The sequence below is a fragment of the Rhizobium sp. A22-96 genome (genome assembly GCF_053521805.1).
Map to the genome: position 1 here is coordinate 1,130,728 of NZ_JBNWDQ010000001.1, position 12,638 is coordinate 1,143,365.

Annotated in this window: 8 protein-coding genes; 6 read left to right on the plus strand and 2 right to left on the minus strand. The window is 59.8% G+C overall.

What is annotated here, in order from left to right; translation table 11 throughout:
• Window positions 1–22: 22 nt before the first annotated feature.
• Both ACQZ6F_RS05095 and ACQZ6F_RS05100 read right to left on the minus strand, forming a co-directional pair.
• Window positions 23–2,266 carry a glycoside hydrolase family 2 protein gene (locus ACQZ6F_RS05095; protein ID WP_449092905.1) on the minus strand — a complete coding sequence of 748 codons (2,244 nt, stop codon included), beginning with the start codon at window positions 2,264–2,266 and terminating at the stop codon, window positions 23–25.
• A 180-nt stretch (window positions 2,267–2,446) separates the two neighbouring features.
• Window positions 2,447–3,349 carry an AraC family ligand binding domain-containing protein gene (locus ACQZ6F_RS05100; protein WP_449092906.1) on the minus strand — a complete coding sequence of 301 codons (903 nt, stop codon included), beginning with the start codon at window positions 3,347–3,349 and terminating at the stop codon, window positions 2,447–2,449.
• Between the two features lie 211 nt (window positions 3,350–3,560).
• Between ACQZ6F_RS05100 and melA (ACQZ6F_RS05105) the strand changes: the two genes are divergently transcribed.
• The 6 genes from melA (ACQZ6F_RS05105) (at window position 3,561) to melA (ACQZ6F_RS05130) (ending at window position 12,626) form a co-directional block, all read left to right on the plus strand.
• Window positions 3,561–5,027: an alpha-galactosidase gene (gene melA / locus ACQZ6F_RS05105; protein WP_449092907.1), complete on the plus strand. Its 1,467-nt coding sequence runs from the start codon at window positions 3,561–3,563 to the stop codon at window positions 5,025–5,027.
• Window positions 5,028–5,166: 139 nt separating this feature from the next.
• Window positions 5,167–7,254 (plus strand): ABC transporter substrate-binding protein, encoded by a 2,088-nt coding sequence (locus ACQZ6F_RS05110; RefSeq protein ID WP_449092908.1) that lies wholly within the window; start codon window positions 5,167–5,169, stop codon window positions 7,252–7,254.
• A 162-nt stretch (window positions 7,255–7,416) separates the two neighbouring features.
• Window positions 7,417–8,427 (plus strand): ABC transporter permease, encoded by a 1,011-nt coding sequence (locus tag ACQZ6F_RS05115; RefSeq protein ID WP_449092909.1) that lies wholly within the window; start codon window positions 7,417–7,419, stop codon window positions 8,425–8,427.
• On the plus strand, window positions 8,427–9,554 hold the full coding sequence (locus tag ACQZ6F_RS05120) for an ABC transporter permease (RefSeq protein WP_449092910.1): 1,128 nt from the start codon (window positions 8,427–8,429) through the stop codon (window positions 9,552–9,554). Before ACQZ6F_RS05115 ends, ACQZ6F_RS05120 begins: the two co-directional genes overlap by 1 nt.
• A gap of 13 nt (window positions 9,555–9,567) precedes the next feature.
• The gene (locus ACQZ6F_RS05125) at window positions 9,568–11,238 is read left to right on the plus strand and encodes an ABC transporter ATP-binding protein (RefSeq protein ID WP_449092911.1); all 1,671 of its coding nucleotides are present in this window, start codon (window positions 9,568–9,570) and stop codon (window positions 11,236–11,238) included.
• Between the two features lie 17 nt (window positions 11,239–11,255).
• Window positions 11,256–12,626, plus strand: a complete 1,371-nt coding sequence (gene melA, locus ACQZ6F_RS05130) for an alpha-glucosidase/alpha-galactosidase (RefSeq protein ID WP_077470237.1) — start codon at window positions 11,256–11,258, stop codon at window positions 12,624–12,626.
• Window positions 12,627–12,638 lie beyond the last annotated feature (12 nt).

A 12,638-nucleotide genomic window follows, 5' to 3' on the forward strand; every position in this document is an offset into this window, starting at 1 on the left:
GGCCGATCCCGGAGCCCGGCATTCATTCAGCCGTCAATTTGAGGCTTTGTCCGGCAAAGCGTGAGGAGGATGCCTCGATAGTGATCGGCCCGGCCTCACCCGTTGCCTGAAGCCAGAAACCGGTGGTGCCGCCCTGGAAAGGCAGAGTCTCAGGCCCGATGATCTTCGCCGGGCCATCAACCCTGATCGTGACGACATCATTGAGGAAGGCCAGGCGCGAACCGGCCTGATCCAGCGCGCGCACGATGAAGCGCACGGTATCCCGCTCGGCGGCCCGCAAGGTATCGGCATCGGCTTCGACCTGCAGCGTGGTCGGAAGCGGATTTGCAACCATCGTCAAGGCCGCCACCTGCTTGCCGCCGATATAGCCGGTGAACTGCACATCCTCCCATTCCATCCCCCATACACCGAGTTCATCCTGCGTGAAGGAGCGGTGATCGAAGATGACAGGAGGATGCGGCAGATGCGGGAAGCTTTCGCGATCCGGCCCGAGGCGCTTGGTAAGCGAACCGTAACGAAGCTCGACCTCGTCGCAATTGGTCAGAACGATCAGCGGCAGGGCGCCGCCGATGTTGCGTTCACCGCGCGCCCAGATCGTCACCGGCTTCATGACGATCTCTTCGGAAGGCTCGCACTGGCTGGCATAGACGTAGGCGGCAAATTTCGGCTCGCGGAACATGTCCATGACGCCGTGATAGCAGATGCGGTCGCCCGAGCCGAAATCGCTATGGGTATTGTAGTCGAACATGCACCAGCCGATGGCGCCAGAGATCGACGGATCGCCATAGGCGGCGTTCAGCACCTCCAGATGCCGGCGCACATGCTCGGCCTGGCGCTGCTCCTGATCGTAGATCTTCGTCGGATACATATGACCGCCAAACTCGGTGATCATGTACGGCACATCCGTGGACAGGCCGGTGTTTTCCTGCTGTGGCCTCAACGGCGTGCGCGGCCGGTTGGCGCCGGGCAGTTCCTCGTTGCCGAGGATGAAGTCGTTCATCGTGTAGACGTCTTCGAGAAGCTCGCTCTCGGTAATGTAGCGAACGCCGCCCGTCTGGCGCGTCGGATCGAGTTCGCGCGCTAGCCGGTTCGTCTCGGCGTAGAAATCGTGGGAATCCTGGGATTCATTGATGCGCACGCCCCAGATGATGATCGAGGGGTGGTTCCAGTCGCGCTCGATCATGCGGCGCACGTTGCGGATCGATTCCTGCTGCCATTCCTCGCCGCCAATATGCTGCCAGCCGGGGATTTCCTCGAAGACCAGAAGACCGATGCGATCGCAATGATCGAGGAACCATTTCGACTGCGGATAATGCGAGGTGCGCACGATATTGCATTTCAGCACCCGCTTCATGATTTCGGCATCGCGCTCCTGCGCCGAACGGCCCATGGCATAGCCGACATAGGGGAAAGCCTGGTGCCGGTTCAGCCCACGCAGCTTCAGCCTCCTGCCGTTCAGCAGAAAGCCTTCGGCGGTAAAGGTGGCAGTGCGGTAACCGAAGGTGGTGGTGAGATTGTCAGTGCCATGCTCGGTAGCAAGCTCGACTTCAGCTGTGTAGACAACTGGATTGTCGAGATCCCAAAGCGAAATATCCGCCAGACGATCGAACGTAACAGTCACGCTTTCGCCGGAGGTTTCGCCCCGTGCAGAGGCGAGGACCGCGCCGGCGGGGCCGCGCAATGTAATAGTTGCCGTGCCCTTGAAAGCGAGATTTTGCGGGTTGGCGAAATCGCAGCGCACGGTCGCGGATTTGAGGTCGGCGAGGACATTGCCGGTTTCGACCTTGATGTTGGCAATCGATACGGGAGCGGCAACTTTCAGCCAGACGTCGCGATAGATGCCGGCATAGGTCAGATAGTCGATACGGCCGCCGAAGGGCGGGATTTCCGGGTTTTCACTGCCATCAATCTTGACCGTGAGAAGGTTTTCACCCTGTCGCAGTCGGCCGGTCAAACGTGCTTCAAACGGTGTATAGCCATCCTTGTGAGCAATGATTTCCTCGCCATTCAGATAGACGACGGCATCGGCCATGGCCGCATCGAAAACCAGTGATACTTCACGCTCAGCGAACCGCTCCTCCCAAACCAGTATCTTCTGATAGGTAAAAGCGCGCTGATAGGACTTTTCGTCGAAATAGTTGAAGGGCAACTCGACAGCCGTATGCGGCAAAGTGACAGCCTCGCCTTCCTGCGGGCGACCGGCATCGGCGGAAGAGAACCCCTGGCGAAACGTCCAGGATTCGTTGAAGGCAACAACTAAGCGCATATTCAGTCCTATCGATTAAGCCCGTCGCATCGGGGACGAACACATGTTGCTTGGAAAATCAGGCGCGCGGCGAGGCAGGCATGGTGCCGCGGGGCGATATCTATACAGGCTCGCCGCAGTCGCGCAATGCGACCGGTTGACGGATTTCGAATTTCCGGGAGATCGAGGATACTAAGCCCACTATCGGCCTCGCCCGTTCCTCGATTCCTCATTGGGGCTGCGCACGGCGGCATACATGCCTGTCGTGCGAAACTCCGTGGGGTTAATGCCGTAGATGCGGCGGAACACCTTGGAAAAATAATTGGCATCGTCGAAACCTGTCATGATCGCCACTTCCTTGACGGGGATGAAGGCGGCTTTGGTCAGCAGTTTCGCGGCGCGCTGCATGCGCTGCTGCAGCACGAATTCCGCCGGCGGCACGCCTTCGCTTTCGGCAAAGACGCGCGAGAAATGGGCGCGGCTGAGACCGCTTGCCTTGGCAAGCTCGCTGACGGGCAGCGGCTTGTCGAGATTGGCGTCGATATAGTCGATGACGATCTGCATGGCGGAGCGATCCGCGGTAAAGGCGTGCGAGCCGAAGACGTCGTCATAGAGCGCCATGGCCGCCTCATAGGCCAGCGCCGAGGCCGCGGCCGGCGTTTTGGCGCCGTGGACGAGCCGCAGGCTGCAATCGGCAAGATGGTCGATGGTCGCCGGCTGCAATTTCAGAACGGGGCCGGCTGCCGCAAGGATGAGGCGATGAATGCGCAGCGCCTCTTCGCCGTTCATCGATATCCAGAAATATTCCCAGCGTTCGCCCTTTTCCAGCCAGTAGCGATGGTTGTGAGGGACAAGCACCAGCAGCGTGTCGCCTGTGCCCACACGATAATTGCGGTTTTCATAGCGCAGCCGGCCGGTGCCGCTGATCGTGTATTGCAGCACCGTGAATGGCGTCTGGCCGCGACGGCGCCCATCCCAATCGTAAGTCTCGTTGTCTCTCACCTCATATCCGGCACTGGTCGGCATGGCGTGCAGCCGGTGGCGCCCGCGCGGCAGCGAAACCGTCCGCATGACCTGTCCGTTGTCGATCAATTTTTGCAGCACAAAATTACCCTTGAAAGCATAATTGTTCTCTGGTCGGCCCGGTGATTATAGGCATAATCCCGCCAGAAAACAGCACTTACCCGCCAAAGAGGATCGGCGGTCGGAGGAAAATCACGATTTCGTCCCTATCTCGCAACCGCCGCGATCATAGGACGAAAATGCTGTAATAATCCCTGTTGCTGCTTGTTCGATCGACTTGAAGGTGAGGATCATGAGTTTCAAAATCGCCATTATCGGTGCCGGCAGCGTCGGCTTCACGAAAAAGCTGTTTACCGACATTCTCTGCGTGCCGGAGTTTCGCGATGTCGAGTTCGCGCTGACTGATATGAGTGAGCACAATCTGACGATGATCAAGGCGATCCTCGATCGCATCGTCGAAGCCAACAAGCTGCCGACACGCGTGACCGCGACCACGGATCGCCGTGCTGCACTTACAGGCGCGCGCTATATCATCAGCTGCGTGCGCGTCGGTGGCCTGGAAGCCTATGCCGAGGATATCCGCATCCCGCTGAAATACGGTATCGACCAGTGCGTGGGCGATACGATCTGCGCCGGCGGCATTCTCTACGGCCAGCGCAACATCCCGGTCATTCTCGATTTCTGCAAGGACATCCGTGAAGTCGCCGAGACGGGCGCCAAGTTCCTCAACTACGCCAACCCGATGGCGATGAATACCTGGGCAGCCATTGAATACGGCAAGGTCGACACGATCGGTCTTTGCCACGGCGTCCAGCATGGTGCCGAACAGATCGCCGAAGTGCTCGGGGCGAAGGACAAGAGCGAACTCGACTATATCTGCTCGGGCATCAACCACCAGACCTGGTTCGTCGATTTGCGCCTCAACGGCCGCAAGATCGGCAAGGATGAATTGATCGCTGCCTTCGAGGCGCATCCGGTGTTCTCGCAGCAGGAGAAATTGCGCATCGACGTGCTCAAGCGCTTCGGCGTCTATTCCACCGAAAGCAACGGACATCTGTCCGAATACCTGCCCTGGTATCGCAAGCGGCCGGACGAGATCAACAAGTGGATCGACATGTCCGACTGGATCCATGGTGAGACCGGCGGCTATCTGCGCCACTCCACCGAGACGCGCAACTGGTTCGAAACGGAATTCCAGCAGATCCTCGACAGCGCCTCCCAGCTGATCGATCCCGCCCGCCGGTCGAACGAGCATGCCAGCCATATCCTCGAAGCGCTTGAAACCAACCGCGTCTATCGCGGCCATTTCAACGTCAAGAACAATGGCGTCATCACCAACCTGCCAGCCGACGCCATCATTGAATCCCCCGGCTTCGTTGATCGCTTCGGCATCAACATGGTAGCGGGCATCACATTGCCGGAGGCATGTGCAGCCACCTGTATCTCGTCGATCAATGTCCAGCGCATGTCGGTGCATGCCGCCATCAGCGGCGATATCGACCTTCTGAAGCTTGCCGTCCTGCACGATCCTCTGGTCGGTGCCATCGCCACTCCGGAGGAGGTTTGGCAGATGGTCGACGAAATGGTCGTCGCCCAGGCACGCTGGCTGCCGCAATATGCGCATGCGGTTGATGGAGCCAAGGAGCGGTTGTCACGCAGCACGATCAAGACGCGCGACTGGAAGGGGGCCGCAAGCCGCAACGTTCGCTCGATCGAGGAATTGCGGGTCGAGAAAGCCGCGCTGAAACAGGCCGGCTGACGCAGGCAGAGTTCGGGAAATGAGCATGCGGCGGGGGATCTCAGATGAGATCGACCGCCGCGTCTCAATCATTTCCCCTCGTACTGGAGGAGTGCGGCGTCTCGAACAGAGCGCACGCAAAAGAGGGAGAGAGAACAAGATGAGACATTTTCGACCGATCGGCCTTCTAGCCGCGTTGACGATTGCCACATCCGCAATCGCCATCAGTGCCTACGCAGCCGAGCCGACAGTGCCACCCGTTCCACCGGTCTTCCCGGCGGAAGGAAAGATCAAATATGTCGAGCGCAGCTCCATCCTGGAGTTCAAGGCGCTGCCCGAATATCACGAGCCCGCCTGGGTCACCGACAATTTCGTCAAAACCGGCAAGCTGCCACCCGTCAAGGATCGCCTGCCGAAAGAGCCATTGGTCTACAAGACCGGCAACATGCCTGACGGTATTGGCGTTTACGGCGACACGCTGCGCCACGTCATCGGCGGCCGGCCGGAAGGCTGGAACTATGGCGCCGGCCAGACGCAGGGCTGGGGTGGCATCGATATCGGCCTTTCCGAGTGCCTGACGCGCACCGCGCCGCTCTTCCAGGTCGAGGCGAAGGATACCGAACCGTTGCCGAACCTGGCCAAGGGTTGGGAATGGTCTCCGGATGGGCACAAGCTCACCATGCACCTGATCGAGGGTGCGAAATGGTCCGACGGCGTCCCCTTCAATGCCGACGACATCATGTTCTACTGGGAAGACGAGGTTGTCGATCCGAACGTCTCGCCCCTCGGCGGCGGCGCTTCCCCGGAAGCTTTCGGCGAAGGAACGACCCTCAGGAAGGTCGACGACTACACGGTCGAGTGGACTTTCAAGGACGCCTTCCCGAAGCAATATCTCTACACGATGGCCTACCCCAATTTCTGCCCAGGCCCGTCGCATATCCTGAAGCCACAGCATCCGAAATATTCCAAGAACACCTACGATCAGTTCAAGAATGCCTTCCCGCCGGAATTCATGAACATGCCCGTCATGGGCGCCTGGGTGCCGGTCGAATATCGTTCCGACGATATCATCGTTATGCGCCGCAACCCTTACTACTGGAAGGTCGACGAGAAGGGCAATCAGCTGCCTTACCTCAACGAGCTGCACTACAAGCTCTCGACCTGGGCTGACCGCGACGTACAGGCAGTGGCTGGTTCGGGTGACCTGTCGAACCTCGAGCAGCCGGAAAACTTCGTCGCATCGCTGAAGCGAGCCGCCCAGCCCGATGCGCCTGCGCGTCTGGCCTTCGGTCCCCGCCTCATCGGCTATAACCTTCAGATGAATTTCTCCGCCAATGGCTGGGGCGCGCCGGATGCGCGCGGTCAGGCCGTCCGCGAGCTGAACCGCAATGAGGATTTCCGCAAGGCCGTCACGATGGCGCTCGACCGGAAGGCGCTTGGCGAGTCTCTCGTAAAGGGACCGTTCACGGCGATCTATCCGGGTGGCCTGTCCTCCGGCAGCAGCTTCTATGATCGCAATTCCACCGTCTATTATCCGTTCGATCTTGCTGCGGCAAAGGCCGAGCTGGCAAAGGCCGGTCTCAAAGACACGGACGGGGACGGCATCGTCAACTTCCCGGCGGGCGTCAATGGCGGCAAGGATGTCGAAGTCACCCTTCTGGTCAGCAACGACTACACCACCGACAAGAGTCTTGCTGAAGGTATCGTTGCCCAGATGGAGAAGCTCGGGATCCGGGTGATCATCAACGCGCTCGATGGCCCCAAGCGCGACGACGCCAACTACGGCGGCCGTTTCGACTGGATGGTCCGGCGCAACAGCACGGAGCTCGCTTCGGTCGTGCAGAACACCGAACAGCTTGCTCCGGTCGGCCCACGCACCAGCTGGAACCATCGTGCAGCCGAAGGTGGCCAAGTGGACCTGATGCCGTTCGAAAAGGACATGGTCGATATCGTCAACAAGTTCACGACGTCGAAAGACAATGACGAACGTGTTGCATTGATGAAGCAGTTCCAGAAGATCTCTACCGGCCACCTCTACAATATCGGCCTGACCGAGTATCCGGGCGCGCTCATCATCAACAAGCGCTTCTCCAACGTTCCTCCGGGCACGCCGATCTTCCTGTTCAATTGGGCGGAAGATTCCATCATCCGCGAGCGCCTTTGGGTAGCGGCTGACAAGCAGGGCAAGTACGAACTGTTCCCGCAGCAGCTTCCAGGTGCGCCGGGCAGCGCCGGTCCGATCAAATAAGGTCGATCAGGCAATCATCTGCGGCAGCCGGCCATCCGCCGGCTGCCGATCAGACATCCCGCATTCCGATGGCTCGACCATTGGCCGAATTGAACACAGCCGGCGCCGGCCGATCCCAACAGATCGAGGCTGCCGCCAGCATCAAGAGAAGCGAACCGTCCCATGTTACGATTCCTGCTCATGCGAATAGCGTCTGCCATACCTGTGCTCTTCATCCTGAGCGTGGTGACCTTTGCCATCATCAAGGCACCGCCGGGCGACTATGCCGATTACATCCGCTCGCAATTGATGAACCAGGGCGGCGCATCCTTCGCGCAAGCCGATGAGCAGGCGCAGATCTACCGCCGAGAACATGGCCTCGACAAGCCGCTGGTCGTTCAATACGTCAACTGGGTTGGCGGCATCGTCACGAGAGGCGATTTCGGCTACAGCATGTTCTACAACAAGCCCGTCGCCGATGTTGTCGGCGAGCGGCTGCCACGAACGCTCGCCTTGGCGCTCGTGTGCCACATATTGGCATCCATTCTTGGTATCGGCTTCGGCATATGGGCAGCGACGCGGCAATATAGCTGGATCGACAGCCTGCTTTCGGGCATCTCCTTCCTCGGCATGACGGTGCCGCGCTTCCTTATGGCGCTGATCATCGTCTATATCCTCGTTTTCCAACTGAATGTCTCGGAAATCGGCAGCTTCTTCTCGCCGCAATATGGCGGCGCACCCTGGTCCTGGGCCAAGTTCGTCGATCTCGTCAAACATGTCTGGCCGGTCGTTGCCATCGCCACCTTCGGCGGCCTCGCCTACAATATGCGCGTCATGCGCGGCAACCTGCTCGACACGCTGAATGCGCAATATGTCGAGACCGCACGCGCCAAGGGTCTTTCCGGCGGCGCCGTCGTCATGCGCCATGCCGTGCCGAACGCGTTGCACCCGCTGGTCATGTATCAGGGCGTCGTTCTGCCCTACATGCTCACAGGCGAAATCGAGACCGCGATCATCTTTACCCTCCCCACGGTGGGGCCGGCCATCGTCGGCTCAATGGCGGTCGGCGACGTCTATGTCACAGCCACTTTCATGATGGTGCTTTCTGCAACCTTGATCATCGGCAATATCATCGCCGACATGCTGCTCGCCCTGCTCGATCCGCGCGTACGCCAACAGGGAGGGATCCACTAATGCTCGCCTTCAGCAACTCCCCGCCCCCACCGAATGAAACGATCAAGCACAAGGGCGGCAGCGAAAGCTACGTCGCGCTGGTACGGCGGCGCCTGAAGCGCTCGTGGACCGGCATGAGTGGCCTTGTTCTCGTCATCCTGCTGCTTTTGATGGCGCTTTTCGCCGAATTCGTCGCTCCCATGGATCCAAAGGCAACTGATACCGGCTTCGCACCGCCGCAGGTCATCAGCTTCCATGACAAGAACGGCAATTTCGTCTTTCATCCTCGCGTCTATGCGCTGGTCGAGACCAGCGACCTCGATCCCGTGACCTTCCAGCCGATTGTCGGACCGGACTATGACAATCCGCGTCTGCTAGGCCTCTTCGTCAAGGGTGCCCCCTATTATCTATTCGGCCTGATCCCTGGCGACCGGCATCTGTTCGGCACGACCGACGGCGGCCCTGTGCATTTCCTCGGCACCGACAAATTCGGCCGTGATGTGCTGTCACGCGCCATTTACGGCTCACGGATCTCGCTGATGATCGCCTTGACCGTGGTTGCGATCGTCACCATTGTCGGCACGACAGTCGGCATGATCTCTGGTTATTTCGGCGGCGCGACAGATGCCTGGATCCAGCGCTTCGTCGAAGTGGTATTGGCCTTCCCGCAATTGCCGCTCTATCTGGCACTGACCTCACTGATCCCGGTGACGGCGCCGACCAACGTCTTCCTCGGCTTCGTTATCATCGTCATGTCGGCACTCGGTTGGGCGCAGATGTCGCGCGAGGTACGTGGCAAGACGCTGGCGCTTGCAAGGATCGAATATGTGCGGGCGGCAATGGCAATTGGCGCGACCGACCGGCGCATTATTCTGCAGCACATTTTCCCCAACGTCATGAGCCACGTCATCGTCGCGGTGACGCTCGCAATCCCGAGCGTGGTTCTGCTTGAATCCTTCCTCGGTTTCCTCGGCTTTGCCGTCAAGCCGCCGCTGATCTCATGGGGTCTGATGCTGCAGGACACCTCGACCTATTCGGTCATTGGCTCCTACCCCTGGATCCTCTCGCCCGTCGCCTTCGTTCTCGTCACCGTCTTCGCCTTCAATGCGCTCGGCGACGGACTGCGCGACGCAATTGACCCCTATTGAGAGGAGAACGAATATGGCTCTCGCACTCGTCAACTCCTTCGCTCCCGATGTCAGGCTCGACGCTGCCGAAAAGGCCGTCGCTCCGGTCATCGACGCCCGCAATATCGCCGTCAAATTCAAGGTCGAGGACGGCATCGTCGATGCCGTCAAGGATATCTCCTTTCAGCTCTATCGCGGTGAAACCATCGCCATCGTCGGAGAATCCGGCTCCGGAAAATCAGTGACGGCCCGCACCGTGATGGGCCTGCTAACCAAGCGTGCCGTCGTCTCCGACAAATCCACCATCCATTACGACGGCAAGAATGTGCTGAAGTTCTCGGAACGTGCGCGCCGGCAGCTTCGCGGCGATCGCATCTCGATGATTTTCCAGGAGCCGATGAGCTCGCTCAATCCGATCTATACGATCGGCGGCCAGATCGTCGAAGCCATCCGCGTTCATCGCAAGGTCAGCCGCCGCGAAGCCGAGAAGAAGGCGCTGGACCTTTTGAAACAGGTGCAGATCCCCGATCCCGAGGCGCGGCTGAAGCAGTATCCGCATCAACTTTCGGGCGGTCAGCGTCAGCGCGTCATGATCGCCATGGCGCTGGCCAACAATCCGGACGTGCTGATCGCCGACGAGCCGACGACCGCGCTCGACGTCACCGTGCAGGCGCAGATCCTGAACCTGATCCGCGATCTGCAAAAGCAGCTCGGCATGGCGGTGATCCTGATCACCCATGACCTGACGGTGGTGCGCCAGTTTTCGGACTATGTTTATGTGATGCAGCATGGCGAGATGCGCGAGCACAACACGACCGAAGCCCTATTCGCAAACCCGCAACATGCCTACACCCAGCATCTTCTCTCCTCGGAACCACGCGGACAGGCAAAGCCACTGCCGCCGGACTGTGGCACGGTGCTCGAAGGCAAAGCCGTCAAGGTCGCCTTCATGCTGCGGCATGGCAGCTTCTTCAAGCCTGACATGCGCGAGCTTGTCGCCGTTGGCGGCCTGAACTTGGAACTGCGCCGCCACGAAACGCTCGGACTGGTCGGTGAATCCGGCTCGGGCAAAACCACATTCGGCCAGGCGCTACTGCGCCTCATCGATGCCGATAGCGGCGAAATCTTCTTCGACGGGCAACCGATCCATGGCCGCTCGCGCGCTGAAATGCGGCCGCTGCGTTCGCGCATGCAGATCGTCTTTCAGGACCCGTTCTCGTCGCTCAATCCGCGCATGACCATTGGCCAGATCATTGGCGAAGGGCTGGTGGTCAACAATATCGGCGCGAACAGAGCCGAGCGGCTGGAGCGGGTGAAGGACGCGCTCGTCAGCGCCGGCATGCCGGCCAATATCCTGTCGCGCTTCCCGCACGAGTTTTCCGGCGGCCAGCGCCAGCGCATCGCCATTGCCCGCGCCATCGCGCTCGAGCCGGAATTCATCCTTCTCGACGAGCCCACTTCTGCGCTCGACCTTTCCGTCCAGGCACAGATCATCGACCTCCTGCGCAAGCTGCAGGATGAGCGGGGCCTGAGCTACCTGTTCATCTCACACGACCTTAAGGTCGTCCGCGCCCTTTGCCACCGCGTCATCGTCATGCAGCACGGCAAGATCATGGAGGAAGGGCCGGTTGAAGAGGTTCTGTCCCATCCCAAGACCGCTTACACCGAACGCCTCGTCAGAGCGGCGTTCGAGGTAGCTTCATAGCATCAGGAGATTTTGAAATGACCGCAACTCCCAAGATCACCTTCATCGGCGCCGGCTCGACCGTCTTCATGAAAAACATCATCGGCGACGTCCTGCAGCGTCCGGCCCTCGCGGGCGCAAGGATCGCGCTGATGGACATCAATCCGCAGCGACTGGACGAAAGCGCCATCGTTGCCCGCAAGCTCGCTTCGACGCTCGGCGCCCCGGCCACGGTCGAGACCTTCACGGATCAGCGCAAGGCGCTCGACGGCGCTCATTTCGTTGTCGTCGCCTTCCAGATCGGCGGTTATGAACCCTGTACCGTCACCGATTTCGAGGTGCCGAAGAAATATGGCCTGCGCCAGACGATCGCCGATACGCTCGGCGTCGGCGGCATCATGCGCGGCCTGCGCACGGTTCCGCATCTGTGGAAGATCTGCGAGGACATGCTCGCCGTCTGCCCGAATGCGGTCATGCTGCAATATGTGAACCCGATGGCGATCAACACCTGGGCGATCGGCGAGAAATACCCCACGATCAAGCAGGTCGGCCTTTGCCACTCCGTGCAGGGCACGGCGATGGAGCTGGCTCACGATCTCGACATTCCCTATGACGAGATCCGCTATCGCTCGGCCGGCATCAACCACATGGCCTTCTACCTCGCATTCGAGCATCGCCAGCCTGATGGCTCCTACCGCAACCTCTATCCCGATCTTGTCCGCGCCTATCGCGAGGGCCGCGCTCCCAAACCCGGCTGGAACCCGCGCTGCCCGAACAAGGTGCGCTACGAGATGTTGACGCGCCTCGGATATTTCGTCACCGAAAGCTCCGAGCACTTCGCCGAATACACGCCCTACTTCATCAAGGAAGGCCGCGAGGATCTGATCGAGAAATTCGGCATTCCCCTTGACGAATACCCGAAGCGCTGCATCGAACAGGTGGCACGCTGGAAGAACCAGGCCGATGAATACCGCTCGGCCGAGAAGATTGAGGTCAAGCAATCGAAGGAATATGCCTCCTCTATCATCAATTCGGTCTGGACTGGCGAACCCTCCGTGATCTATGGCAACGTCCGCAACAATGGCTGCATCACTTCGCTGCCGAACAATTGCGCCGCCGAGGTTCCCTGCCTGGTCGATGCCTCCGGCATTCAGCCAACCTATATCGGCGACTTGCCGCCGCAGCTGACGGCGCTCATCCGCACCAATATCAACGTGCAGGAGCTGACGGTTAAAGCCCTGATGACCGAGAATCGCGAGCACATCTACCATGCTGCGATGATGGATCCGCACACGGCCGCCGAGCTCGATCTCGACCAGATCTGGTCGCTGGTCGACGAGCTGCTGGTTACACATGGCGATTGGCTGCCCGAATGGGCACGCGGCAATCGCAAGGTACAGGCCGCATAAAGCCACTCTCTC

Coding starts and splice junctions, on each gene's coding strand:
- ACQZ6F_RS05125 (WP_449092911.1), top strand. CDS start 9,568: ATGGCTCTCGCACTCGTCAACTCCTTCGCTCCCGATGTCAGGCTCGAC.
- ACQZ6F_RS05095 (WP_449092905.1), bottom strand. CDS start 2,266: ATGCGCTTAGTTGTTGCCTTCAACGAATCCTGGACGTTTCGCCAGGGG.
- ACQZ6F_RS05115 (WP_449092909.1), top strand. CDS start 7,417: ATGTTACGATTCCTGCTCATGCGAATAGCGTCTGCCATACCTGTGCTC.
- ACQZ6F_RS05120 (WP_449092910.1), top strand. CDS start 8,427: ATGCTCGCCTTCAGCAACTCCCCGCCCCCACCGAATGAAACGATCAAG.
- melA (WP_077470237.1), top strand. CDS start 11,256: ATGACCGCAACTCCCAAGATCACCTTCATCGGCGCCGGCTCGACCGTC.
- ACQZ6F_RS05110 (WP_449092908.1), top strand. CDS start 5,167: ATGAGACATTTTCGACCGATCGGCCTTCTAGCCGCGTTGACGATTGCC.
- melA (WP_449092907.1), top strand. CDS start 3,561: ATGAGTTTCAAAATCGCCATTATCGGTGCCGGCAGCGTCGGCTTCACG.